Genomic DNA, 26,371 nt, shown 5'->3' with positions numbered 1-26,371 from the left:
CGTCAGGCCCCTCAAGCGCCGTTCGGCGCCGTCACCGGCGCGCGGTCGAAGAAATAGATGCCGTGCGGCGAGCGGCCCACCGCAATGGTCTGGATCAGCTTGCGCGTGTTGAGATCGATGATGCCAACGTGCTTCGCGAAGCGGAAGGTCACCCACAAATAGCGTTTGTCGGCGGAAAGTTCCATATCGTCCGGTCCCGGCATCAGGCCGGTGATGTCGCCGACGTTGGTGAGCGTGTCTTCGTCGATGATGCTGATCGTGCTAGCGACGCGGTTCGACACCGCGACATGCTTGCCGTCGGCGAGCGAGCGGAAATTGTGAGCGCCCTTGCCCGTGTGAATCGTCTTGACGACCTTCTGGTTGCGCCAGTCCACCACGGCGACGCAGTCCTCGCCGGTCATGCCGACGAGCAGGTACTTTTCCCCCGCCGTCATCCACAGACCCGCGGGCACCTTGCCGACCTTCATCTTCCATTTGACGGTTTGCGTGGGCAGGTCGATGGCGGCGAGCTCGCCCGAGATCTGCAGCGAGACGAACACCGTCTTGCTGTCGTTCGAGAACGCCATGTGGCTCGGCATCACCGCGAGCGGCAGCCGTGAAGCCAGCGTCATCTGGTTTTTCTGGTTGTCGTAGTGATAGATGTCGAGTCGATCGAGCCGCAGTCCCGTAGTGACGAGCCACTTGCGATCAGGCGAAAAACCGATCTGATAGGGATCTTCGATGTTCTCGACCCAGCGCTGTAACTGCCCCGTCTTCGGATCGACGAACATCAGGCTGTTCGACACCGAATTGGCGACGATCAGCGAGGAGTTGTCCGGCGTGGCCATCAGGTGATGCGGTTCCTTGCCCGTGGGCACGGTGCCGATGACCTGGTGGCTGTTCTCGTCGATCAGGCTCAGCGTGGCCTCGCCGGAATTGAGCACGATCACGCTATTGGCGTGCGCCGCCGGAGAAAAAAAGCCTGCGGCGGCGACCAGCACCGCGGTCGCGGCGAACGTGGCACTCAAGCCGGGAAGAAAAAATTTACGCATGAGAACTCGCTTCGGAGAACAACGGTCATTGTAGAACGTTTGCCGGTCCGGGCGGTTGACGCAAGTCACTGGCGACGACCGAAAAATGACGGGTGCGATGAAGCGCGGCCGCGTGCGGGAGATTTCGTCTGCCACGTCCGGTTTGATGCTCGCGCCGCGGGTTTTCGAGTGAGGAATCAATGTGCTCTCCCTGTCAGGTTCAATCATGCATCAGCCACACGTTAAAATCGCGCAAATGATTAGCTGGAGCAATAAGAATACTCCTCTTTCCTTATCAATAAAAACCTAGCCGTATTAATATATTTTTTAGCCCGATTGAATTTCGGAGTTTGCTGATATCCGAATTGCACGCGGACATCGGAGAATTCTCCATACGCGCCGCCCCGGTAGCGCCTCCCCCATGAATCCCGAGCGTACATCGCCGGGCTGACGCGCGCTCGGCCAAATAACGCAAGCCTTACCAATGACCGGCGTTTTTGTATTTTCAATATTTTCAAACCCACCAGGCAATAAATTCAAGTCAAAGTCGGAATACACGCTGCGTGCCACTAACTCCAATAATGCGGAGGATTTTTAATTGATGAACAAGAATATTTCGATAATTCGCCATACCACGTCTCAAATAAAAATCGCAGCACGGCGAACTGCCTGCCTGCAAACACACCGTGCTTCCGCGCGCCAGAAAAGCATCGCCCGGGCGGTTCGAAGTACCGCGGGTGTTGCAATTGCGGCGGCGGCCCTTTACGTCACGGAAGCGACAGGCGCCGGCGTCGATTCCGTCGAGGTAGGCACGGCCAGCGCGCCCGGCGACATCGCGGTCGCGATAGGCGCACAGGCCACCGCAAGCGGCAACTCATCGCTGGCGGTCGGCTCGCAGGCGAACGCGCAAAACGACGGCGCGATCGCGGTAGGGACGAACGCCACGGCGCAGGGCGATAGCGCAGTCGCCATTGGTCTCTCCTCTTCCGCACAAGGCGAAGGCGCGAGCGCCTTCGGGCCTTATGCGAATGCGCAAGCGGAACGCGCGACCGCGGTCGGTCTGAACGCGTCGGCGCTTGGCGTCGACTCGGTCGCAGCGGGCTCCGGTTCAATAGCGGCGGACTCGGCCGCCTCCGCGTTCGGCTCCCTATCCACGGCAACCAGCGTCGGATCGACCGCGCTCGGCTATGTCGCGCAGGCCGGAGGCGCCAACTCGCTCGCCGCCGGAGCATGGGCCTCGGCGCTCGCGGACTCGAGCGTCGCGCTTGGCAGTAATGCCGTCGTCAGCGGCGTCGGCGCCGTCGCCCTCGGCGTTGCCGCGCAGGCACGCGGCGCCTACGCCGGCGCAATCGGCTTCGGCGCAACGGCCGCGGGAGCCGGCGCCATAGCGCTCGGCAGCAACGCAAACGCGAGCGCCGACAATAGCGTCGCGCTAGGCGCCAACGCCAGCACCACGACGGACCTGTCGCAAAGCGCGTTTGTGCCCGTGGGAACGGGCGCCACCCCGATCGCGGCCTCCAGCGCGACGGGCGAAGTCTCGCTCGGCTCGGCGAACAACGAGCGTCGCCTGACCAACGTCGCCGCGGGCGCCGCGCCCACCGACGCGGTCAACGTGAGCCAGTTGAGCGCGGTCGACAACAAGGTCGATGCACTCGCTCAAAGCAGCGCGCTGCATTACTTCAGCGCTGCTGACCCGGTCGACGGCTCCAACGAGGCGCTCGCAGACGGCACGCACGCGCTTGCCGCGGGCAGCAACGCCAGCGCTATGGGCAGCAACGCAACCGCATTCGGCACCAGCGCCAGCGCCAGCGCAACCGACTCGACCGCGATCGGCGCGGGCGCCGTCGCCGGCACGGCCGACGCGACCTCGCTGGGCGCGTCAGCGTCGGCCTACGGCTCCGGTGCGACGGCGCTCGGCTCCAACGCCACGGCGAGCGGCGCCGGCGCCCTCGCGCTCGGCTCCGGTGCCAGCGCAGCCGCCGACAACGCACTTTCGCTCGGATCTAACTCGAGCGCGCTAGTTGCAAACTCCGTCGCGCTCGGCCAGGGCTCGATCGCCGATCGCGCGGGTACCGTGTCGGTCGGCTCAACGGGCAACGAGCGCCAGATCACCAACGTCGCGGCTGGCACCGCCGACACCGATGCGGTCAACGTCGCCCAACTGAAAGCGGTGAGCGACCAGAGCAGCGCGACCGCAGCGAAGCTCGACGGCGCGGTCATGTACGACACGAACGCCGACGGCAGCATCAACCGGAACAGCGTTACGCTCGGCGGCGAAACCACGGAGGGCACCGTCATCCACAACGTCGCGGACGGCGTACAGGCGTCCGACGCGGTCAACCTCGGTCAGTTGAACGCGGCGCTCGAAGGCGCGATCAATAACGCGACGATCGGCTCGGCCGACGCGTTGTTCAGCGCGGCAGGCGATAGCGCGACTGAGAGCGCGCAGGCGTCCGGCGCGCACGCGATTGCGGCCGGGGCGAACGCGCGGGCGAGCGGCGTCAACACGGTCGCCGAGGGTGCGAACGCAGAGGCGGCCGGCACGAACGCGATTGCCGTCGGAGCGAATGCACAAGCAAGCGGCACCAACGCGGCAAGCATCGGAGCGAACGCCATCGTCAGCGGCAACAACGCGACGGCGGTCGGTGCCGCAGCCAGCGCGAGTGCCGACAACGCGGTGGCGTTAGGCCAGGGCTCCGTCGCCGACCGAGCGAACACGGTATCGGTTGGCGCGGCGGGCCAGGAACGCCAGATCGCCAACGTCGCGGCCGGCGTGCGAGGCACCGACGCGGTCAACGTCAATCAGTTGCAGCAAAGCGTGAGCGGCGCGATCAGCGCGTCGAATCGCTATACCGACGACCAGATCCGCTCAGCCCGTCGGGACAGCTACGGGGGCACGGCATCGGCGCTCGCGATGGCAGCTTTGCCGCAAGCGGTCCTGCCGGGACACGGCATGGTCGCCATGGCGGGTGGCACGTACGGCGGTCAATCTGCGCTCGCAATCAGCGTGTCGCAGTTGTCGGACACCGGCAAATGGATCTACAAGGTCCAAGGCAGCACCGACTCTCGCCGACAGTTCGGCGCATCGATCGGCGCGGGGATGCATTGGTGAAATCAGCTCGAGTGAACGTATCGGACCGAGTCCGGCCGCGACGGCGCTCAGAGGACGCCGGGTGTACCCTGCGCGCACCGGTGCGCGGGCCCGCTCATCGGCCGCGGTGCACACCCAGTGTCCAGCGTCCGCGAGCGAGCGCCCTGGCTTTAACGCTGCATCGACTCCCACACCTTGTGCAGGCGCTTCACCGAAACCGGCATCGGGGTGCGCAACTCCTGCGCAAACAGCGAGATGCGCAATTCTTCGAGCAGCCAGCGGAATTCCGCGAGCCGCGGATCCACGACGCCGCCGCGCTGCGACACCGCGCGCTGATAGTGCTGCAGCAGCGGCTGGAATTCGGCGAACTGCCGCGCGTCGCGTATAGCGTCCGCGCGCAGCTTGTCGATACGCAGCGCCATCCCCTTCAGATAACGCGGGAAATGTGCGAGTTGGGCATACGGCGTATCGACGACAAAACGCTTGCCGATCAGCGCATCGAGCTGATTCTGCAGATCGGTGTACGCGGCCACGAATGGCTTCGCCTGCAGGAGCTTCTTCGTCAGGCTCGCGTATTCGCCAAGAATCTGACCGACCAGCCGCGAAATTTCCTGCGCGAGCAACGTGAGGCGGCTACGCCCTTCGTCGCGGCGGACATGGAAGCTCGCATCGTCGTCGGGCAGCGGATCCTGCAGACACGCGCGGTCGAGTGCGGTGTCGATCAGCTGATCGCGCAGTTCCTCCTGCGTGCCGCGCGGCATGAACTGCATGGCCATTTCGCGCAGGCCCGGCAGATTCTTCTCCAGATACTTGATCGGCTCCTTCAACTGCAGCGCGAAGAGCCGACGCAAGCCCGCCCGATGAATCCGCGCGGCTTCTTCCGGCGAATCGAACACCTCGACGTCGCAAAGGGTGCCACGGTCCACGAGCGCCGGGTAGCCAAACAGCGTCTGACCACCACGGCGAATTTCGAGCAACTCGGGCAACTTGCCGAAATTCCACGTGGTCAGGTTTTCATAGAGCGCGGTGGCTGGTGCGCCTTCGGGTGTCGCGGGTTGCGGCGCGGCCGCGCCCTTGCCGCGCGACGCGCCACTCTGAGCCAAATCTGGAGAGCGTGCAGGTGCCGCAACACCGCCGCCGCCCGCGTCGGCCAAGGCGGCGCCCGCCGCGCCCGAAACGAGCTTCTGGAAATGCTGCTGCGCCTGAGCGCCGAGCTCGGCGCGCAGTTGCGACAAATTGCGCCCCATCGCGAGCTGCCGGCCATGTTCGTCGATGACCTTGAAGTTCATGAACAGATGCGCGGGCAGCGTCTCGAGCTTGAAGTCGGACTGCTTCATCGTGACCTGGGTCTGCTCGCGCAGGTCGGCGATCAGCGCCTCGAGCAAGCCTCCTCCTCCGAAGCGCAGTGCGCCGTGCCGTTCGGCGAAGCCCGCCGCGTACTCGGGGAGCGGCACGCAATGCCGACGCAGCTTTTGCGGCAGCGACTTCAGCAGCATCTGCGCCTTTTCTTTCAGCATCCCGGGCACGAGCCACTCACAGCGGCGCGCGTCGACCTGGTTCAGCGCGTACAGCGGCACTGCGAGCGTCACGCCGTCGCGCGGCGTGCCCGGCTCGAAGTGATAGGTCAGCGCCATCTGGATGCCCGCCATCGTCAGCCGCTTAGGGAACAGATCCGTCGTGACACCCGCCGCCTCGTGCCGCATCAGATCGTCTCGGGACAAATACAACAGCCGCAGCTTGTCCTCCGCCTGGCCGCTCTTTTTGACCTCGTCGCGATACCAGCGCTCGAACGCGGCGCCGGTATGGATGCCGTCCGGCAGCGCCTGATCGTAGAACGCGTAGATCAATTCGTCGTCGACCAGCACGTCCTGGCGGCGCGACTTGTGCTCGAGCTGCTCGATGTCGGCGAGCAGCTTGCGGTTGTGCGCGAAGAACGCAAGCTTCGTGTCGAACTCGCCTTCGACGAGCGCACCGCGAATGAACAGCTCGCGCGCCCGCGCCGGATCCTGCTTGCCGAAGGCGACGCGCCGCCGGTGATAGATCGGCAGGCCGTACAGCATCGCGCGCTCGAACGCGGACACCTGCGCCGCGCGCTTTTCCCAATGCGGCTCGGACAACGACTTCTTGAGCAGATGCGCGCCGACCTTCTCGACCCACTCCGGCTCGATTTTCGCGATACAGCGCGCGTACAGACGGCTCGTTTCAACGAGCTCGGCGGCCATCACCCACTTGCCTGCTTTTTTCACGAGCGCCGAGCCGGGCCACAAGTAGAACTTGATGCCGCGCGCGCCGAGGTAGTACGGCTCGTCGTCGGCTTTCAGGCCGATGTTGCCGAGCAGACCGGTCAGCAGCGCCAGATGGATCTGCTCGAATGTTGCCTCCGCTTCGTTCAGCCGCCAGCCGTGCTCGCGCACCACCGTCAGCAGCTGCGAGTGGACGTCGCGCCATTCGCGCAGCCGCAGTTGCGACAGGAAGTTCTTGCGGCACTCGTCCTGCAGCTGCCGGTTCGATTTCTTGTGCGCGATCGCTTCGTCGAACCAGTTCCAGATCTTCAGCCACTGCAGGAATTCGGAGCGCTCGTCGGCGAACCGGCGATGCGCCTGGTCCGCCTGCTCCTGCGCTTCGATCGGGCGATCGCGCGGGTCCTGCACGGACAGCGCACTCGCGATGATCAGCACTTCCTTCAGCGCCTGCTGGTCGCGCGCGGCGAGGATCATGCGGCCGACGCGCGGATCGAGCGGCAGTCGCGCGAGTTCGCGGCCGAGCGGCGTCAGGTGGTTGTCGTCGTCGACGGCGCCGAGCTCGTTGAGCAACTGGTAGCCATCGGAAATCGCACGGCCCGGCGGCGGTTCGATAAACGGGAAGGTTTCGATCGCCGTCAGATGCAGCGACTTCATGCGCAGAATCACCGAAGCAAGCGACGAGCGCAGAATTTCCGGATCGGTGAAGCGCGCGCGGCCCTGGAAGTCGCTGTCCTCATACAGACGAATGCAGATGCCATCGGCGACCCGGCCGCAACGCCCCGCGCGCTGGTTCGCGGCGGCCTGCGAAATCGACTCGACCTGCAATTGCTCGACCTTGTTGCGATACGAGTAGCGCTTCACGCGCGCAAGGCCGGTGTCGACCACGTAGCGGATGCCGGGTACCGTCAGCGAAGTTTCGGCGACGTTGGTCGCGAGCACGATGCGGCGCGCGTTCGACGCGCGGAACACGCGTTCCTGCTCGGCGGCCGAGAGCCGCGCGAACAGCGGCAGGATCTCCGTGTGGGGCGGATGATGTTTGCGCAGCGCCTCGGCGGCGTCGCGAATCTCGCGCTCGCCGGGCAGGAACACCAGTACGTCGCCGGGGCCTTCGCGGCACAGTTCGTCGACGGCGTCGACGATCGCCTCCATCAGATCACGATCAGTCTCGCGCTGCGTCTTCGGGCGCTCGCGGCCAGACGAGGTTGCACCCGAGGTCCCTTGCGCCGCCTTGACCGCCGGGCTGTCCTCGACGACCGGACGGTAACGTACCTCGACCGGATACATCCGGCCGCTCACTTCGATCACCGGCGCGGGTTTGTCGTCGCTGCCGAAATGACGCGCAAAACGGTCGGCGTCGATCGTCGCCGAGGTGACGATCAGCTTCAGGTCGGGACGCTTGGGAAGAATCTCCTTCAGGTAGCCGAGCAGAAAATCGATGTTGAGGCTGCGCTCGTGTGCTTCGTCGATGATCAGCGTGTCATAGGCATTCAGCAGCGGATCGGTCTGCGTTTCCGCAAGCAGAATGCCGTCGGTCATCAGCTTGACCGATGCGCCCGGCGCGAGGTTGTCGTTGAAACGCACCTTGTATCCGACCACTTCGCCGAACGGCGTGCCGAGTTCCTCGGCGATACGGCGCCCGGTCGCCGACGCGGCGATCCGGCGCGGCTGCGTATGGCCGATCAGACCATTGCCGCCGGCACCGAAACCACGGCCAAGCGCGAGGCAGATTTTCGGCAACTGCGTGGTCTTGCCCGAGCCGGTTTCGCCCGACACGATCACGACCTGATTCTCCGCGATCGCCCGCGCGATCTCGTCGCGACGACCGGAGACAGGAAGCGCTTCGGGGAACGTGACCGGTGGAATCGGATTCGGCTCGACGACCCGCGACGGCCGCGCTTCGCGCGGCGCGCGAGGTTCCTTGCGCGGCTCGCCCGATTGTTTGTCGCGCGATCCGTGACGTTGCTCGCCGCGGGTGGATCCGCGTTGCTCGCTACGTGGCCCGCGATCTCCCTGTTCGTTGCGAGACGCACGACGCTGTTCAACGCGAGGCGTGTCCGAGCGCGCGTCGCGGATTTCATTGCGCTGCTCGCTTTGCCGCGCATCACCTCCCTCGTCGTGAGCCTGCTGGCCATGCTCACCGCGAGGCGCGGCCGAAGGCGTATTGCGGCGCTCTTCAGGCGGCACCTTTCGCGCAGACGCACCCGCCCCCCGACGCGCGTCACGGGCCTGATCGGGTTTCGCATCCTGCGCTGGGCGGCGCATCGTGTCGCCGGGGTTGGCCGGCTCGCCGGCCGACGCCGGTTTCTCGTTCGCCCCAGCGGGACTTTTGGGTACATTCGACATGGGGGCGCATTATAATCCCCGGCATGAATTCCCAAACCGACCTCGTCCCCGCGCCCGCGAGCGTCCCGGCCCCCGCCGACTCGCCGGAAACCCTCGCCCAGCACGCGCAATTCGTCGACTGGATGCGTTCCGTCGCCCCGTATATCCACGCATTCCGAAACAAGACATTCGTCGTGGGTTTCGGCGGCGAAGTGGTGCATCAGGGGCTGCTGAATGCGCTCGTGTCCGACATCGCGCTGCTGCAGGCAATGGGCATCCAGATCGTGCTCGTGCATGGCTCGCGCCCGCAGGTCGAGGAGCAGATGAGCCTGCACGGCGTCGAATCGGAGTTTTCACACGGCATGCGCATCACCGACGCGCGCGCGCTCGAGTCCGCGAAGGAGGCGGCCGGCGAAGTGCGTCTCGACATCGAAGCCGCGATCAGCCAGGGTCTGCCGAACACGCCAATGGCGCACGCGCACATCAGCGTCGTATCGGGCAACTTCGTGACGGCGCGCCCCGTCGGCATTCTGGACGGCGTCGACTTCCAGCACACGGGCCTCGTGCGCAAGATCGACGCGGATTCGATCCGGCACTCGCTTGCGAGCCGCAAGCTCGTGCTGCTGTCGCCGCTCGGCTTCTCGCCCACCGGTGAGGCATTCAATCTGTCGATGGAAGACGTGGCCTCGGCCGCGGCGATCGCGCTGCGCGCCGACAAGATCGTGTTCCTGACCGAAACGCCGGGCCTGATGGAAACCGGCGAAAGCGGCACCGCGCTGATCCGCGAACTGTCGCTCGACGACGCCTACAAGCTGCACGAAAGCGGCGAAGTGACCGGCGACGCCGCGTTCTACCTGAAGCATTCGATCCGCGGCTGCCGCGGCGGCGTGCCGCGTGCGCACATCATCCCGTACGCGCTCGACGGCAGCCTGCTGCTCGAACTGTTCCTGCACGATGGCGTCGGCACGATGATTTCGTACGAGAACCTCGAAAGCCTGCGCGAAGCAACGCCGGACGACGTCGGCGGCATTCTCGCACTGATCGAGCCGCTCGAAACAGACGGCACGCTGGTACGGCGCGGCCGTCACCAGATCGAACGCGATATCGACCATTTCTCGGTGATCGAGCACGACGGCGTGCTGTTCGGCTGCGCGGCGCTGTATCCGTATCCGCAGGAGCGCATCGGCGAAATGGCGTGCCTGACCGTCGCGCCCGAAGCTCAAGGCACCGGCGACGGCGAGCGCCTGCTCAAGCGCATCGAACAGCGCGCGCGGGCACGCGGCCTCACGCGCATTTTCGTGCTCACCACGCGCACCGAACACTGGTTCCTGAAGCGCGGCTTCGTCAAGGTTACGGTCGACGACTTGCCCGAAGACCGCCGCCGACTCTATAACTGGCAGCGCAAATCGCTCGTGCTGATGAAACAGCTTTGAGTACTTCGTGATCGCCCCCATCTGATCCGAACCGGCGTCTGCCCGCCCCACATCGATTACAGGAGAAGCACAGCATGACTCGTATGGTTCAATGCGCGAAGCTCGGCAAGGAAGCCGAAGGCCTCGATTTCCCGCCGCTGCCGGGCGAACTCGGCAAGCGGATCTACGAAAGTATCTCGAAGGAAGCCTGGCAGAGCTGGTTGAAGCAGCAGACCATGTTGATCAACGAAAACCGCCTGAACATGGCCGATCCGCGCGCACGGCAGTATCTGATGAAGCAGACCGAAAAGTTCTTCTTCGGCGAAGGCGCAGATACCGCGTCGGGCTACGTGCCGCCGTCAGCCTGAGCTTGCCTCGTCGAGGACGACACGACACAACGCGTCGCCCAAATCGAGCAAACACATGCCTGAAAGTCCGCGCCGCGAGCGCGGATTTTTTTCGCGCCAACATCGGCCGCGCATCGCGCCCGCCGCTCGCGTCGTCTTCGCCTCAAAAAGCGCTCGCCAATGTTCCAAGCGGTCCGTTTTTGAGGGCCGTTTCGACCCCGCCAGATCTCCCGTCCCGCAACGGATCGAGTCCCATTGGCGGCCCTGCCTCGCACCGCCGATTTGCATGATCCTCTGGCATCGTGCTAACATGTGCCCTCCTTTCAGCCGCAATTCACCTTCATTCGTGTTCTTTCAAGTCGGTTCATCGTGTGTTTTTCCGCGCACGCGCCATCCTGAATTGAACTGTTTTTAAACAAGAAGGCTCGTCGGTCGTTTCCCCGCCTAAAGCGGAAAATTCAAGACCGGCCTTTTTCGTTTCAAGCCTTCAGTGGCGCATGGGTCAGTTTCCCGCCAGCCCCGCGTCCCTCATGCATCTGCCCCCCTTCCACGGCCACGCAGGTGCAACAGTCAGCACAATCTAGTCGAGTGTTTTTTCGCGAACTTACCGCGAGGCACTGGCGTTTGCTTCTTTTCGCCATCCGTTGCGCCGCCGGATAACCGGCGCCGCGAATAGTCTCGCCTTGCTCACGAAATTACACTTCCCAGCAACCGTGGCGGAACGCATCACGAGTTTCGTCGCAGTCATTGGAGTTTCAACCTTGACCGCTTCCAGCAACGGCTTCTGGCGACATCACAAACCGGAACAGCGTCTTTCCTTCGACGACATCACCGTCGTCGATCACTCCCTCCTGAAGCGGGCCGTCGGCGCCATGGCGCTCGGCAACGCGATGGAATGGTTCGATTTCGGCGTATACAGCTACATTGCGGTCACGCTCGGCAAGGTGTTCTTCCCCTCGTCGAGCCCTTCGGCGCAACTCATTGCGACCTTCGGCACGTTTGCCGCGGCGTTTCTCGTGCGGCCGATCGGCGGCATGGTATTCGGGCCGCTCGGCGACCGCATCGGCCGTCAGCGCGTGCTGGCAATGACGATGATCATGATGGCCGCGGGCACCTTCGCGATCGGCCTGATCCCCAACTACGCGACGATCGGCATTCTCGCGCCGGCGCTGTTGCTGCTTGCGCGCCTCGTGCAGGGCTTCTCGACCGGCGGCGAATACGGCGGCGCCGCGACCTTCATCGCCGAATTCTCGACCGACAAGCGCCGCGGCTTCATGGGCAGCTTTCTCGAGTTCGGCACGCTGATCGGCTACGTGCTCGGCGCGGGCACGGTCGCGCTGCTGACGGCCACGCTGTCGAACGACGCGCTGCTGTCCTGGGGCTGGCGCGTACCGTTCCTGATCGCCGGACCGCTCGGCCTGGTGGGTCTCTACATCCGCATGAAGCTCGAGGAAACGCCCGCGTTCAAGAAACAGGCCGAAGAGCGCGAAGCCGAGGACCGCGCGCTGCCCAGCCAGTCGTTGCGCCAGCTGCTCGTGCAGCAGTGGAAGCCGCTGCTGCTGTGTGTCGGCCTCGTGCTGATTTTCAACGTGACCGACTATATGGCGCTGTCGTATCTGCCGAGCTATCTGTCCGCCACGCTGCACTTCAACGAAACGCACGGTCTGTTCCTCGTGCTGCTCGTGATGATCCTGATGATGCCGATGACGCTCGCCGCCGGCCGTCTGTCCGATGCGATCGGCCGCAAGCCCGTGATGCTGCTCGGCTGCGTCGGTCTGTTCGCGCTGTCGATTCCCGCGCTGCTGCTGATTCGGATGGGCACGGTGCTGCCGGTGTTCGGCGGTCTGATGATTCTCGGCGTGCTGCTGTCGTGCTTCACCGGGGTGATGCCGTCGGCGCTGCCGGCGCTGTTCCCGACCCGGATCCGCTACGGCGCGCTCGCGATCGGCTTCAATATCTCGGTGTCGCTGTTCGGCGGCACGACGCCGCTCGTGACCGCATGGCTCGTCGACCGGACCGGCAATCTGATGATGCCCGCGTACTACCTGATGGGCGCATCGCTGATCGGCATCGTGTCGGTGCTCGCGCTGCGCGAAACCGCGCGCAAGCCGCTGCTCGGCTCGGGTCCGTGCGTCGCGACGCGCGCCGAAGCGCACGCGGTGCTGCGCGGTGAGCGCGAGGCCGAGGAGATGGATGAACGGTTCGCGGCGGCTGCGACCGCGCGTGCCTGACCTGCGCAGTCATCACGTCAGGCGTAGTTTCTGAAGCGGGCCGGCGACATTCGCCGGCCCGCTTTTTTACGTCAGCAGCGAATCGAACGTCGCGCCAACCTGCGCGCCTTCGACGGTCAGCGTGCCCGCGCACACCGGCAGCTTGAAGCGCCGCGGCCCCGCGCTGCCAGGATTGACGTACAGCACGCCATCGCGCTCGGCGATCGACGGCTTGTGCGAGTGGCCGCTCACCACGACGCGAATGCCATCGTGCTGCGGCACGCAGCCCAGCTCGGCGATGTCGTGCACGACCAGAATCGTCACCTGCTGGATCGTCAGCCGCGCATGCGTCGGTAGAGACGCGGCCCTGTCACCGGTATCGTTGTTGCCGCGCACCGCGGTGAGCGGCGCGATCCGCGCGAGCGCGTCGAGCACGTCCGGGTTGCAGATATCGCCCGCGTGGATGATCGCGTCACAGCCGTCGAGATAGCGCAACGCTTCGGGACGCACGAGGTTGTGCGTATCCGAGATGAGCCCGATGCGGGTAGCGGTCGAAGGTGAGCGATGTGAATCCATGCGCAGTCTCACTCCGTCTGCGGCTGCGCCAACTCTCGCGCCGCCGCCTGAGCACGGCGCTGCCCAGCCAGCATGCGCCGCGTCAACCCCTGCACGACGACCGACACCACCGCCGCGCACGCAAACCCCGTCGCCACACCGTACTGCGGCAGGAGCATCGCCGTCACCGCGAAGAACGCCGCGAACGAGCCGCGCCCGACCACCATGCCGCGCATCAAGAGCGCCACGAAGTCCGCGCCATGCGCACGCTGCGCCGACACCGCGAGCACGATGCCGAGCAGCGGGAACACCGACAGCACCCCACTCCACGCCGCGCCCATCGATGCCGAGGCAGCCGTCACCGCGAGCGTCAGCAATGCGCCCGCGAGCATCCGCACGGCCAGATCCGCGCGCCCGACGCGTGCCGTCGGCACATGGCCCGTCGCGCGCGGCAAGCAGCTCTGCGACACCACGACGGCCACGCACGCCGCCGCCAGCGCCCACCCAAGCGAGCCGGGCATCCGCACGATCAGCAGTCCCGCGCCGAGCCAGCCGGCCATGCCCGCGACCAGTGCGAGCGGCCAGTCGAAGCGTCGGCAGCTCCATCCATAAGCAAGATTGAATGCCTCGGATGCGGCGATCGCCGCAACCGACGCCGCCGACGCCTGCGCCGCGAACGCCGGCCCGCGCTCGACTGCGAGCAGCAGCATGATCGGTCCGGCGACGACCGGCAGTCCCGCGAGCCATCCCGCGACCGACGGCCCCCAGACGCGCGCGGCCGCCGTCAGCGCGGCGAGAAAGGCCGGCACCAGCACGAGCTTCAGCGCGAGCAGCATGCTCAGGCCTCCAGCACGTGTTCGATGCGACGGTCCGGTACGAACCACCACGCGGCGGCGAGCGCGTACAGCCCGGCCGACGCCCACGGCACGACGAACGCGAGCCCGATGCCGGTCAGGTAAATGACGACGGAGACCTTGCCCTTGAAGTCGTTGCCGAGCGCTTTGGCCAGCGTCGAGTCGTGTCCATGCTGCGAAATCAGCGTGCGCGTCAGGATGAAATACGCGATCGCCGCCATGAACAGCACGATGCCGTACATCGCGGTCGGCCACGCGGCCAGATGGTTTTCGCCGACCCAGTGCGTCACGGCCGGCAAGAGGGATAGCCAGAACAGCAGATGCAGGTTCGCCCACAACACCTTGCCGTTGACCTTCTGCACCGCATGGAACATGTGATGGTGATTGTTCCAGTAAATGCCGACGTAGACGAAGCTCAGCACGTATGCGCAGAACACCGGTACGACCGGGCGCAGCGCCGCGAGATCGTGGCCTTCGGGCACCTTCAGCTCGAGCACCATGATCGTGATGATGATGGCGATTACGCCATCGCTGAAGGCTTCGACGCGTCCCTTGCCCATGCGAGTCCCGAACATCAATGCGGTGGGGCGCACAGCCCGCCTTCGCCTTGCGCGCGGGCCGCGCCGCTGCCGATTATCGGTGATGGTGTGAGGATTTGTCGATGCGCGAGAGCCGGCCGCGCGGATGGTTCGATCCGCCGCGGCTCACGGGTAATGGACGGCGAGCCACACGCTCGGCTCGGTGTCGCTCGTCCATGCGACGCGGTGGCGGCAATGCGCCTCGATCAGCACGTGATCGCCGGGCTTCATCCGATGCGGCTGGGGGTCGCCGTCGAATTCGAGCATCGCCGCGCCGGTGAGCAGCACGACCCATTCGGCGCGCGCGCTGTCGTACCAGAAACCGGGCGGACTCGCCTGCCCGGTCGAGACGATCCGCTCGATCGTCACGCCGCCCCGCTCGACGAGCGTGTCGACCTGCTCCTCGGGCGTCGTCCCCAACTGCGCGACGGCGTCGAACAGGTTGCCGCTGTTACGTGCGGGTTTGAGCGAGCTTGTCATCAGCGTGTCGCGCCAGCGTCAAGGCAGTTCATTGCATCGGCTTGAGCCCATCGAGCAGCGTCGGCACCAGTTCGCTGATGGTCGGATGCACGTGCATCGCGTATTGCAAAGTCGGATACGGCGCGCCTGCGGTCATGATGTCGACGAACGTATGGATCGCCTCGTCGCCCTCGATGCCGTGAATTGCCGCGCCGAGTATCTGTTTGCTGTTCGCATCGACGAGCGCCTTCATGAAGCCGTCGGTCTCGCCACGCTCGCGCGCACGGCCCACGCGCGACATCGGCATCGTCGCGATCAGCGCTTCGCGGCCGCTGTTGCGCACCTCCAGCTCGGACATGCCGACGCGCGCGAGCGGCGGATCGACGAACACCGCATACGTCATGATCCGCGTGTCGACGCTGCGCGCGCCGCCGTCGAGCAGGTTCGCCGCGACGATCTGGTAGTCGTCGTAGGACGTGTGCGTGAACGCGCCGCGGCCGTTCACGTCGCCGATCGCCCACACGCCCGGCACGCTGGTGCGCAACTGGCCGTCGACGATGATCGTGCCGTGCCGGTCGGTCTCGATGCCGGCGGTGTGGAGGCCGAGGTCGTCGGTATTCGGCCTGCGGCCGGTGGCCAACAGCAGGTGCGACGCCTCCATGGCCGGGATGTTCTGCTCGAAGCCGATGCACACGTCGTTCGCGCGATGCGCATGCGGCTCGACGCGCGTCGGCTGCACGCCGAAATGAAACTCGACGCCCTCTCGCGCGAGCACCTTCTGCACCGACTCCGCGAAATCGGCATCCTCGCGGTTCAACACGCGCTCGCCGCGCACGAGCACGCTGACGCGGCTCCCGAAGCGGCGAAACACCTGCGCGAATTCGAGCGCGATATAACTGCCGCCGACGATCACCAGATGATCCGGCAACGCGGTCAGTTCGAGCAGCGTCGAGTTCGTGTAGTACGGAATCCGCTGGACGCCTTCGAGCGGCGGCACGACGGCGCGCGTGCCGGTGTTGATGAAGATTTCGAACCCGCTGAGCTCGTTCAGCAATTCCCCGTCGCGCCCGCAGATAGCGAGCGTGCGCGCGCCGGTGAAGCGCGCGTGGCCGTTGAACACCGTGATGTTTTCCGTGCCGCGCAGCCATTTTTCGACGCCGCTGCTCGACTCTCCGATGATCCGGTCCTTGCGCGCTTTCACGGCCGCCAGATCGACCCCGACCGAACCCACCTGCACGCCGAGCTCCGCCGCATGGCGCGCCACGTGCGCCGCGCGGGCGCTCGCCACATAGGATTTGGTCGGCGTGCAGCCGACGTTCACGCAAGTGCCGCCAAACTCCGCGCGTTCGATCACCGCGGTGCGGCGCCCGCTTTGAGCGAGGCGCACGGCGAGCGGCGAACCGCCTTGTCCGGTACCGATCACGACTGCGTCGAAGTGCTGTGGCATGGCAACTCTCCCCGGCTGGGTGCAGGTCGTAGCATCTTACGCTTAGTGCCACGCGCTGCCATGTCATGTCTGGTTGTGCGGGCGCTTTGGCGACGGCCCGTCTTCCCACGCGCCGCGCGCGAGGCGGCGCCAATCAGTTGGGATTACTGCGTATGCTGCGCGGGAAATCTCAGGCGTGGCAATGAACCGCGCAAATCAACTCGCGCGAACGTTGCAGTGCGGCCTGCGCGCCGCGCGCCGCGAACACCCAGCCGACCTGGCCGAGATTGAAGTCCTGCGACACCATCACCTGCATCAGCGCGACCATCGGCAGTACGACCGCTGGCCGGTAAAGCTGGTTTCTGATCAACTCTGACATCACGACCCCCAAACGCGGGGCGCCGCTTCGGCACCGCGCACCAATACTGTTTCGATGGGGGAATTTTAGGGAGTGCGTCGCCGCCGATAAATAGCGGCAACGCGAAGTCACTTGTTCGGCAATCTGAACAATCGCATCAGGACGCCTTCGCCATGTCGATCATCTGTGCGTCGCACAGCGTGCGCGCATACGCGCTCGCGCCGACCGGCCGGCTGTACAGATAGCCCTGCTGCTTGTCGCAATCGATCGCGCGCAGGAACGCCGCCTGCTCGGCGGTCTCGACGCCCTCGGCGGTGACGTTCATGCCGAGCGAGTGCGCCATCGCGACGACCGCCTGGGTGATCGCGACCGAATCGCGATGATCGGGCAGCCCCGCGACGAACGACCGGTCGATCTTCAGGTTATGCAGCGGAAAGCGCTTCAGGTACGACAGCGACGAATAACCGGTGCCGAAATCGTCGACCGAGACGCGCACGCCCATTGCGTTCAGCGCGCTCAGCATCGGCAGCACGGTATCGCTGTCGCTCATCAGCAATCGCTCGGTGATCTCGAGTTCGAGCGCGGCCGGTTCGAGCCCGGACTGCGCAAGACAACGTTCGATGCGCTCGAGCAGCCCGTCGTTGAACTGCCGCGGCGACAGATTGACCGCGACGATCAGATGCGGCGCGAGCGAGCGCCGCCACTGCGCGACCTGCTGGCAGGCGTGCTCGAGCACCCAGTCGCCGATCTCGACGATCAGCCCGGCATCCTCGGCGACCGGAATGAATTCGCCCGGCGACACGTTGCCCAGCTCGCTGTTGTACCAGCGCAGCAGCGCTTCCGCACCGATCGTGCGGCCGCTCTGGCTATCGACAATCGGCTGGTACACGAGGCTCAGCTCGTGGGCCGCGAGCGCGCGCCGCAGCGACTGTTCGATCGTGAAACGCCGCTGCAGATGCTGGTTCAGCTCGGCGGTGAAGAACTGGAAGTTGTTGCGGCCGCGCTGCTTCGCGTGATACATCGCCGAATCGGCGTTGCGCATCAGCGTCGCGACGTCCTGGCCGTCTTCGGGAAACAGGCTGATGCCGATCGACGCGCCCAGGTAGTACTCGTTGCCCGCCACCGCGAACGGCACCGCGATCATGTCCAGAATGCGGTGCGCGAGGCCGATCAGCTCGCCGGTATTGCCGTACGCACTGGCGACGATCACGAACTCGTCGCCGCCGACGCGCGCCAGCGTGTCGCCGCACCCGACGCAGGCCGACAGCCGTTCGGCGACGCTGCACAGCAAGGCGTCGCCGGCTTCGTGACCGGCGGTGTCGTTGACCTTCTTGAAGCCGTCGAGATCGACGAACAGCACGGCGACGCTGGTGAGCTCGCCGCCATGGTCGCCGGCGGCGCACGGCGCGAACAGGTCGCGCATCCGCTCGGTCAGGTAGGCGCGGTTGTAGAGGCCGGTCAGCGAATCGCGCGTGGCGAGGTACTTCAGCTGGCGCTGCGCCTCGCGCACCGGCCCGATGTCGGAAAACGAAATCAGCACGGAGTCCGGCTCGCTGTCGCCGGGCCGCAGGATCGGCACGACGTTCTGCGTGATCCACACGACCTCGCCGCCGATCAGTTCGAGGCCGACCGTCACGCCGAGCATCGGCTTGCCGGTCGCAAAGACCTGCGAGACCGGACGGTTGACTTCGCCGATCACCGAGCCGTCCTCGCCGAACGCGCGTGTCATCACGGTCCGCATGCTGCTGCCGACGACCTCCGGTGTCACGTGCAGCATGCGCTGCGCACTCGGATTGCAGGCGAGCACGATGCCGGTGCGCGACTGCACGACGATGCCCTCGCTGAGATGATCGACGACCAGCCGGTGACGCTCCTCGCTATGCGCGAGGCGCTGCGCCATCGCGTCCTGATGGACCGCAAGGCCGACACTGCTGCCGATGTCGCGCAGCATCGCCTCTTCCTCGACGGTCGGACGCCGGGTGGCGCGGTAGTAGACGGCGAACGCGCCGAGCACGATGCCCGCGTCGTTTTCGAACGGCACGGACCAGCATGCGCGCAAGCCGTGCGGCAACGCGAAATCGCGGAAGTTTTCCCACAGCGGGTCGGATTCGATGTCGTCGACGATCACCAGACGCCGCTCGAACATCGCCGTGCCGCACGAGCCGACGCGCGGACCGATCGCCGCGCCCTCGATCGCGGCGCTGTACGCGGGCGGCAGCGACGGCGCGCCGCCGACGCGCACATGCACGCCGTCCGGGTCGAGCAGCAGGATCGAGCAGCACGCGCCGTCGCCGAGCAGCGCCTCGGCGCGACGGCAGACTTCGTCGAGCAGCTCGGGCAGCGGCGTGTTGCGGGTGATCAGCCGCAACACGCTGCGCTTGGACGCGAGTACCTCCTCGGCCCGTTCCGGTCGGTAGCGGGCGCCTTCCGGCGCAGTTGTCGTCGTGCCACGTGATGTTGCTTCGCAAATCATAGTTGCGCCCCCCAACCCAACATCGGCAAGTTAGTGTACGCGGCACACCGGGGTTTACGCTAAGCCCAGCGTGAAAATCTGCCATGCATCGCGTGCGGACGGCTCGGGTGTGGCGTGCCAGCATCGGTTGATGCCGGTACGACGGGCGACGGCAGTGCGGGCGCCGTCTGTTCCTGGCCCGCCGGCGCCGCAGCGGCTCGACGCTGGGCCGGCCGCGGCAGACTGCGACGGCCCGTTTGGCTTGATGGTCTGCAGCGTGGCGGCGGCGTCAATCCTCAATTGTTGCCACCGCCTCCGGGAGGCCGGGTTCCGCCGCCACCTCCACCGCCTTGATGAGCGCTTTGGGGTCCGCCCTGATGGCCATCTGGGGGGCGATTGCCGCCGCCCGGCGGACGACCGCCTCCGCCGCCTTGCGGTCCGCCGCCCGGTGGCCGACCGCCCCCACCGCCCTGCTCCGCGCCGGGAGGACGCCCCCCTGCGTTGCCCGGCGGCGGCCCGCCCGGTGGGCGTCCACCCGCGTTGCCTGGTGGTCGGCCGCCCTTGTGACCTGGATGCCGTCCACCCGCACTGCCCGGCGGCGACGCGCCCGGCGGACGTCCGCCGACATGCCCCGGCAACGGCCGCCAGTTCGGCGGCGGATGCCCGGCGCCCGGTCGCGGCGGCGGGGGCGGCGCATGACGCGCCCAGCGCGACCGCTGGCCGTACCACGGCTGGCCGCGGTAGTAGTTGCCCCAGTAATCGTTGATCGAGAACGCGAGGATCGGCAGGCCGAGCGCGGCGCCGTAGTTCAGCGGCATGTTGTAGCCCTGGTACGGCGAACTGAGCCGCGATGCATACACCCAGCCGCGCAGATTCGGTGCGGCGACGTCGCACCACTGGTAGTTGCTCAGGCACCCCATCACCGTCACCGGAACGCCGCCCGGCAGTTGCGCGACGATCGGGTAGTCGGCCGCAGGGCCCGCGCGCACGTTGGACCCGCTGTTCGTATAGGCCTGTGACTGCGCGCTGGCCGCGCCGGGTAAAGTCAGAAGGCCCGCTGCCATGCAAAGACCGATCACGAGTCGTCGTTGCATTCGTTCTCCCTCTTTCGATGGCCGCCTTTGACCACGCCGGCCCAAGTGCCCCACTTTCAATATATAGACGTTGCGCCTACTTCATGACACGCGAAGGTGCGCAAGCGCCGACCTGGGCGTTCGTGCCGCCGCCCTACCGGGCTCGCGCTCGTGTGCTCACGCACGGCAGGCACATGCGCAGCCGGCCCGCGCGGCAACATCTGGTAACGACCCGCCCGAACTCCCGCGTTGTTCGGACGTCCACGAGGCGCGCGACCGGTCGATCATCGGCGGCATGATCAATCGATGCACCGCCCACACCCTGATGACCCTCTTCCGCCCCCTCCTGATCGCTGGACTGCTGCTCGCGCATCCGTACGCCAACGCTGCGAGCTTCGATTGCCAGCGCGGCCGCTCGCCGGCCGAGCGCATGATTTGCGGCGACGCCGCCCTGTCGACGCTCGACGACACGTTGGGCCAACTCTACTGGAAGGCACGTCGGCGAGTCGCCCAGCGCCGCGCGTTCATCGACGACAGCGACAGCAAGTGGGCCTGGCGCGAAGCGAACTGCCGCGACGCCGCCTGTCTGCGGACGTGGTACGCGACGCGTATCGACGAATTGCAGCGACTGCTGGCGAGCCTGCCGAGCGGCGCGCGGCACGCGGCGTCCGTGGATGCGGATGCGCACTCCGACCCGTCGACGCTGCAATGCACGGCCGCCCAGCCCGACCTTATGGTGAACGAGCAGTGTGCGAGCGTGATCGGGCAGTCCAGCAAGCGGTGGAAGTATCAGCCGCGCGATGCCGACTGGTTCTGCGGCGTCGCCACGCTCGAGGCGGCGGACATGGCGCCATCGCAATCACAGCCGCAGGTGCAGGCGAGCGTCGGGCAATGAGACGGCGGAACGCGCTGACTACGACAACAATGAACCCGTGCGCCGGATCAATTGCGCGCCGGTGGCAGCGCCGGTGACAGTCGCGCCCGGACGCTCAGCCGGCGGCCGACGGCGCGCCGCCCTCGCTCGTGCCGAACAGCTCCGCGCAAAGCTGCGCGCCGATTTCGCTCAGCGACGCGGCGCCGGTGCCATCGTCGTGGAACATCGTATCGACGAGACCGCTTCCCGAGAGCGCCGTCAATTGCCGCCGCAAGCTGCTCATCGGCACGCCGGCCTGCTTCGACAGCTTCGCGAGCGACCACGCGCGCCAGGGTGTCTCGCGATGCGCGCGCCATAGCTGCGCGAGTATCGCGGCGAGTTGCGGGTCGATGTCGTCGTCATCCATGTCGGTCTGCCTGTCGTGATGTGTCGTTTCGCATCGCCGTAGCGCCTGTCACGCCATCGCCGTAGCCAGCTCACCGAGCGTCTTCAACGCCGCTTCGGCCTGCGCGGTCCACGGATAGCTGTAGTTGAGCCGGATGAAGTGCCGAAAATCGTTGCGCGTCGAAAACATCATCCCCGGCCCGACCGTGATCCCGCGTTCGAGCGCCGCCTGATAAAGCCGCATCGAATCGATCGCAACGGGCAACTCGACCCACAGTACGTAGCCGCCCCGCGGCGTCGACACGCGCGTGCCGACCGGGAAAAAGCGCAGCACCAGCGCGCTCATGATGCTCGCCTGCTGCCGGTACACGCGGCGCAGGTGCCGCAGATGGCGGTCGTAGCCGTCCTGACGCAAATAATCGGCGACCGCGACCTGGGGCACCGACGGCGTCGTCAGCGTATTCAGGAACTTGAGCTTCTCGACCTGCGCGCGATAGCGCCCCGGCAGCGCCCAGCCGATCCGGTACGACGCCGTCAGGCTTTTCGAAAACGACGCACAGTGCAGCACAAGCCCCCGGGTGTCGAAGGTCTTCAGCGTCGACGGCCGCGTCTCGCCGAAATACAGCTCCTGGTAGACATCGTTCTCGATCACCGGAATCTGGTGCGCGGCCAGCAGTTCGACCAGTTGCCGCTTGCGCTCGTCGGACATGCAGAAACCGAGCGGATTCTGGAAATTCGGCATCACCATGCACGCGGCGATCTTCTGCCGCGCGATCGCCTTCGCGAGCGCGTCGATGTCGATGCCGTCGACCGGATGCGTCGCCACCTCGATCGCGCGCATGCCGAGGCGCTCGATGGCGTGCAGCATCGCGTAGTAGGTCGGCGACTCGACCGCGACGGTGTCGCCCGGCTTGGCGACCGCCTGCAGGCTCAGGTTGATCGCCTCGGTCGCGCCGAGCGTGATCACGATTTCGCCCGGATCGACCGGCAGACCGTTTTCCGCATAGCGCCGCGCGATCTGCCGGATCAGCTCGGGGTTGCCCGGCGGCAGATCGTCGATCAGATTCCAGCTCGCGTGCCGCCGCGCGATCGCGTTGGCGTACTGGTTGATGCGCCGCCACGGGAACAGCGACGGATCGGGATACGGCGAGCCGAACGGCACGGCGTCGTGCGCGCGGATGCTGCGTAGCGTCGACAGCACGAGCCGGCTCACGTCGACCGTCGCGGGCACCGGCGGCGGCGCGGACTTGCGGCCCGCGCGGGCCGCGGCGGGCGCCGGCGCGAGCGCCCGCGCGGCCGCGTCGCGCACGAAATAGCCCGACTGCGGCCGGCTCTCGACGATGCCGCGGCTCTCCAGCAGCGCATACGCGTGCAGCACCGTCTTGATGCTGACGCCGTGCTGCTGGCTCGCCTGACGCACCGACGCAACCCGCTCGCCGGCCGCGAACACGCCGCGGCGCACGGCTTCGGTGATTTCGTCGGCGAGTTTTTCGTAGAGCTTCATGCGATTCGGGTGGATTCGGGTGGATTCGGGTGGCTTCAGGCATCGTCGCGCAACTGTACTCCTATTCTTTCCGATTTTCTGTATCCGACGCGGTTTGTGGAACACAGTACGCTTCTCGACATTGGTCTGCAAAGCCTGTTGAATCTATCCACTGCCACGTCATGAAGAAGAACGAAACACAAGCCGAAGCCCGCATCGAGCCGTACAAGCACCCCGCCGCTGGCTGGGGCGCGCTGAAGTATGTCGCCATCAACCTGCTCAAGGAAAAGGTCGCGGGCGGCAACTACCGCACGCTGCTCAAGCAGAACCAGTCGGACGGCTTCGATTGCCCCGGCTGCGCGTGGCCGGATCGCGAGCACGCGTCGACATTCGAGTTCTGCGAAAACGGCGTGAAGGCCGTGGCCGCCGAGGCCACCGGCAAGCGCGTGACGCCCGCGTTGTTCGAGCGGCACAGCGTCACGGAGCTGATGACGCAATCCGACTTCGAACTCGAGCAGCACGGCCGCCTGACCGATCCGCTCGTCTACGACGCCGCGCGCGACCGCTATGTGCCGATCGGCTGGGACGACGCATTCGCGCTGATCGCGAGCCATCTGAAGCGTCTCGACGATCCTGACCGCGCCGCGTTCTATACCTCGGGCCGCGCGAGCAACGAAGCCGCGTTCCTGTACCAGCTGTTCGTGCGTATGTACGGCACCAACAATTTTCCCGATTGCTCGAACATGTGCCACGAGGCGACGAGCCGTGGCCTGCCGCACACGGTCGGCATCGGCAAGGGCACGGTCACGCTCGATGACTTCGAACACGCGGATACGCTGCTGATCTTCGGCCAGAATCCGGCCACCAACCATCCGCGCATGCTCGGCGAGCTGCGCGAATGCGCGAAGCGCGGCGCCACGATCGTGTCGATCAATCCGCTGAAGGAGCGCGGCCTCGAACGCTTCGCGAGCCCGCAGCATCCGGTCGAAATGCTGACGATGGGCAGCACGAAAATCAGCTCGGTGTTCACCCGTCCGAAGCTCGGCGGCGATTTCGCGCTGATCAAGGGCGTCGCCAAACGCGTGCTCGAACTGGATGACGAAGCGCTCGTGTCGGGCCTCGAGCGCGTGCTCGACTTCGGCTTCATCGCCCAGCACACAGTCGGCTTCGCTGCCTTCGCCGACGACCTGCGCGCCGAGCGCTGGGACACGATCGTCGCCGAGGCAGGCGTGCCGCTCGATGAGGTGCTGAAGCTCGCCGATATCTACGTGAAGGGCCGCGCGGTGATTTCGACCTGGGGCATGGGTCTCACGCAGCACAAGAACTCGGTCGCGACGGTACAGCTGCTGTCGAACCTGATGATGATGCGCGGCAATATCGGCCGGCGCGGCGCGGGGCTGTGCCCGGTGCGCGGCCACTCGAACGTGCAGGGCGACCGCACGGTCGGTATCGAAGAAAAGCCTACTGAAGCGTTTCTCGACAAGCTCGGCGCAGCCTACGACTTCGCGCCGCCGCGCGAGCACGGACTCGACGTCGTCAACACGATTCAGGCGATGCTCGACGGCAAGGTGAAGGTGTTCATCGGGCTGGGCGGCAATTTCTCGATCGCGACGCCGGACACGCCGCGCACGTGGGACGCGATGCGCGCATGCGATCTGACCGTGCACGTGACGACGAAGCTCAATCGCAGCCACCTCGTGCATGGCCGCGACGCGCTGATCCTGCCGACGCTCGGACGCACCGAGATCGATGTTCAGAACGGCGTGGCACAAGGCGTCAGCGTCGAGGATTCGATGAGCATGGTGCACATCTCGTATGGGATGAACAAGCCGGCGTCGGACAATCTGCTTTCCGAAGTGGCGATCGTCGCGCGCATGGCGCATGCAACTTTGGGCAGCGGCAAGGTGGACTGGCTTGCCCATGCGGCCGACTACGCGCTGATTCGCGAGGGCATCGCGAAGGTGATCGACGGTTTCGACGACTACAACGAGCGTCTGAAGAAGCCGGGCGGTTTCCATCTCGGCGTCGCATCGCGCGATCGCATCTGGAAAACGCCGAGCGGCAAGGCACGGTTCATCGTCCACGCGATCGCGCTCGACACGCCGATTCATCGAGCGAAGAAGCAACATGGCGAACGCCTGATGACGCTGATGACCACCCGCTCACATGATCAGTACAACACGACGATTTACGGTCTCGACGATCGCTATCGCGGCGTGTACGGACAGCGGCGCGTGCTGTTCGCCAACAAGGACGATCTCGCGATGCTCGGGTTCGCGGCTGGTCAGCGCGTCGATATCACGAGCGTGTGGGCCGATGGCATCGAGCGACGCGTGGACGGTTTTCTGCTCGTCGAGTACGACATTCCGCGCGGCTGCCTCGGCGCTTATTACCCGGAGACGAATCCGCTGGTGCCGCTCTCCTCGGTCGCGGATGGCGCGGGTACGCCGACGTCGAAGTCGATTCCGGTGTTGTTGACGGCGTCGATGGTGGAGGATGCCGCGGAACTGGCGGCTTGAAGTCAGCTCTGCTTGTCGCGCCTGCCGCGCCCGCCGCGCGGCGTACCTCACACGGTCTTCTTCGCCAGATCGCGATGTGTCAGATACAGACGTAGATCGAATTCGATCTGGTGGTAACCCGGCTGCATGAACTCGCACAGACGATAGAACGCTTTGTTGTGATCGCTCTCCTTCAGATGAGCGAGTTCGTGCACGACGATCATTTTCAGAAACTCCGGCGCCGCGGCCTTGAATAACGACGCGATGCGGATTTCCTTCTTCGCTTTCAGCTTGCTGCCCTGCACGCGCGAAACGCTCGTGTGCAGGCCGAGCGCGTGACGCATCACGTCGAGTTTGCTGTCGTAAGTGACCTTGTCGATCTGCTCGGCGTTGCGCAGGTGTTCGCGTTTGAGGTCCGCGCAGTACTCGTAGAGCGCACGGTCGGTTTGCACCTCGTGCGTGCTCGGGTACTTCTGCGCGACGTAGGAGCCGAGCTGATCGGCGGCGATCAGCTTTCTCACCTTGTCTTGCAACGGTGCGGGGTAGCCGGCGAGGTATTTGAGGGGAGACATGAAGGCGGAGTGAGGTTGGCGGGGGTGATGTTACGCATGGTCCGGCCTGGCGACAAGTTTGATTCTTTCCGGACGACTTAAGGCGCGTAGGCGTGCATGTTGTCGATGATTTCACCGCCTGATTCAACGCCTCCATCGTCGTGCAAGATGGCGTTGTCGTCACCGCGCAA

General features: G+C 65.8%; 19 protein-coding genes. 6 read left to right on the top strand and 13 right to left on the bottom strand.

Annotated elements, in window-relative coordinates:
- Positions 1 to 11: 11 nt before the first annotated feature.
- Complete coding sequence (locus HDG37_RS13565; protein WP_184048084.1) at positions 12 to 1,031, bottom strand: beta-propeller fold lactonase family protein; 1,020 nt, start codon at positions 1,029 to 1,031, stop codon at positions 12 to 14.
- Between the two features lie 580 nt (positions 1,032 to 1,611).
- Between HDG37_RS13565 and HDG37_RS13560 the strand changes: the two genes are divergently transcribed.
- Entirely contained in the window at positions 1,612 to 4,122 is a 2,511-nt protein-coding gene (locus HDG37_RS13560) for a YadA family autotransporter adhesin (protein WP_184048081.1), read from the top strand.
- A 149-nt stretch (positions 4,123 to 4,271) separates the two neighbouring features.
- Here the strand turns inward: HDG37_RS13560 and hrpA are convergent, their stop codons facing one another.
- Positions 4,272 to 8,687: an ATP-dependent RNA helicase HrpA gene (hrpA, locus tag HDG37_RS13555; RefSeq protein ID WP_184048078.1), complete on the bottom strand. Its 4,416-nt coding sequence runs from the start codon at positions 8,685 to 8,687 to the stop codon at positions 4,272 to 4,274.
- Between the two features lie 23 nt (positions 8,688 to 8,710).
- On the opposite strand from hrpA, the gene argA reads away from it, so the two are divergent.
- The 3 genes from argA (at position 8,711) to proP (ending at position 12,656) form a co-directional block, all read left to right on the top strand.
- Complete coding sequence (argA, locus tag HDG37_RS13550) at positions 8,711 to 10,099, top strand: amino-acid N-acetyltransferase (protein WP_184022179.1); 1,389 nt, start codon at positions 8,711 to 8,713, stop codon at positions 10,097 to 10,099.
- Between the two features lie 74 nt (positions 10,100 to 10,173).
- Positions 10,174 to 10,446 (top strand): oxidative damage protection protein, encoded by a 273-nt coding sequence (locus HDG37_RS13545; RefSeq protein ID WP_026225286.1) that lies wholly within the window; start codon positions 10,174 to 10,176, stop codon positions 10,444 to 10,446.
- A gap of 740 nt (positions 10,447 to 11,186) precedes the next feature.
- Entirely contained in the window at positions 11,187 to 12,656 is a 1,470-nt protein-coding gene (gene proP / locus HDG37_RS13540; RefSeq protein WP_184048075.1) for a glycine betaine/L-proline transporter ProP, read from the top strand.
- A gap of 66 nt (positions 12,657 to 12,722) precedes the next feature.
- Here proP and HDG37_RS13535 read toward each other — a convergent pair whose 3' ends face one another.
- From HDG37_RS13535 to HDG37_RS13500, 8 genes are all read right to left on the bottom strand, one after another.
- Positions 12,723 to 13,211, bottom strand: a complete 489-nt coding sequence (locus tag HDG37_RS13535) for a metallophosphoesterase family protein (RefSeq protein ID WP_184048072.1) — start codon at positions 13,209 to 13,211, stop codon at positions 12,723 to 12,725.
- 8 nt (positions 13,212 to 13,219) lie between these two features.
- Complete coding sequence (locus tag HDG37_RS13530; RefSeq protein ID WP_184048069.1) at positions 13,220 to 14,026, bottom strand: hypothetical protein; 807 nt, start codon at positions 14,024 to 14,026, stop codon at positions 13,220 to 13,222.
- 2 nt (positions 14,027 to 14,028) lie between these two features.
- Positions 14,029 to 14,604, bottom strand: a complete 576-nt coding sequence (locus HDG37_RS13525) for a TMEM175 family protein (RefSeq protein WP_184048147.1) — start codon at positions 14,602 to 14,604, stop codon at positions 14,029 to 14,031.
- Between the two features lie 144 nt (positions 14,605 to 14,748).
- Positions 14,749 to 15,102 (bottom strand): cupin domain-containing protein, encoded by a 354-nt coding sequence (locus HDG37_RS13520; RefSeq protein ID WP_184048066.1) that lies wholly within the window; start codon positions 15,100 to 15,102, stop codon positions 14,749 to 14,751.
- Between the two features lie 28 nt (positions 15,103 to 15,130).
- Positions 15,131 to 16,528 (bottom strand): FAD-containing oxidoreductase, encoded by a 1,398-nt coding sequence (locus tag HDG37_RS13515; RefSeq protein ID WP_184048063.1) that lies wholly within the window; start codon positions 16,526 to 16,528, stop codon positions 15,131 to 15,133.
- Between the two features lie 169 nt (positions 16,529 to 16,697).
- Complete coding sequence (locus tag HDG37_RS13510) at positions 16,698 to 16,886, bottom strand: hypothetical protein (protein ID WP_062129896.1); 189 nt, start codon at positions 16,884 to 16,886, stop codon at positions 16,698 to 16,700.
- Between the two features lie 136 nt (positions 16,887 to 17,022).
- Positions 17,023 to 19,338: a bifunctional diguanylate cyclase/phosphodiesterase gene (locus tag HDG37_RS13505; protein ID WP_184048060.1), complete on the bottom strand. Its 2,316-nt coding sequence runs from the start codon at positions 19,336 to 19,338 to the stop codon at positions 17,023 to 17,025.
- Between the two features lie 275 nt (positions 19,339 to 19,613).
- On the bottom strand, positions 19,614 to 20,411 hold the full coding sequence (locus HDG37_RS13500) for an SH3 domain-containing protein (RefSeq protein ID WP_184048057.1): 798 nt from the start codon (positions 20,409 to 20,411) through the stop codon (positions 19,614 to 19,616).
- 304 nt (positions 20,412 to 20,715) lie between these two features.
- On the opposite strand from HDG37_RS13500, the gene HDG37_RS13495 reads away from it, so the two are divergent.
- A complete protein-coding gene (locus HDG37_RS13495; RefSeq protein WP_184048144.1) occupies positions 20,716 to 21,285 on the top strand; it encodes a lysozyme inhibitor LprI family protein in 570 nt (189 codons plus the stop codon).
- Positions 21,286 to 21,379: 94 nt separating this feature from the next.
- Here the strand turns inward: HDG37_RS13495 and HDG37_RS13490 are convergent, their stop codons facing one another.
- Together HDG37_RS13490 and HDG37_RS13485 are read right to left on the bottom strand one after the other, a co-directional pair.
- The gene (locus tag HDG37_RS13490; RefSeq protein WP_184048054.1) at positions 21,380 to 21,670 is read right to left on the bottom strand and encodes a helix-turn-helix domain-containing protein; all 291 of its coding nucleotides are present in this window, start codon (positions 21,668 to 21,670) and stop codon (positions 21,380 to 21,382) included.
- 48 nt (positions 21,671 to 21,718) lie between these two features.
- Positions 21,719 to 23,152 carry a PLP-dependent aminotransferase family protein gene (locus tag HDG37_RS13485; RefSeq protein ID WP_184048051.1) on the bottom strand — a complete coding sequence of 478 codons (1,434 nt, stop codon included), beginning with the start codon at positions 23,150 to 23,152 and terminating at the stop codon, positions 21,719 to 21,721.
- Between the two features lie 161 nt (positions 23,153 to 23,313).
- Here HDG37_RS13485 and HDG37_RS13480 point away from each other — a divergent pair, with 161 nt between their 5' ends.
- Positions 23,314 to 25,650 carry an FdhF/YdeP family oxidoreductase gene (locus HDG37_RS13480; protein WP_184048048.1) on the top strand — a complete coding sequence of 779 codons (2,337 nt, stop codon included), beginning with the start codon at positions 23,314 to 23,316 and terminating at the stop codon, positions 25,648 to 25,650.
- Between the two features lie 47 nt (positions 25,651 to 25,697).
- Here the strand turns inward: HDG37_RS13480 and HDG37_RS13475 are convergent, their stop codons facing one another.
- Positions 25,698 to 26,201, bottom strand: a complete 504-nt coding sequence (locus HDG37_RS13475; RefSeq protein WP_184048045.1) for a M48 family metallopeptidase — start codon at positions 26,199 to 26,201, stop codon at positions 25,698 to 25,700.
- Positions 26,202 to 26,371: the final 170 nt, after the last annotated feature.

The sequence above is a fragment of the Paraburkholderia sp. MM5384-R2 genome (assembly GCF_014201025.1).
Classification (GTDB): Bacteria; Pseudomonadota; Gammaproteobacteria; order Burkholderiales; family Burkholderiaceae; genus Paraburkholderia; species Paraburkholderia tuberum.
This window is presented reverse-complemented; position numbering and strand designations above follow the sequence as displayed.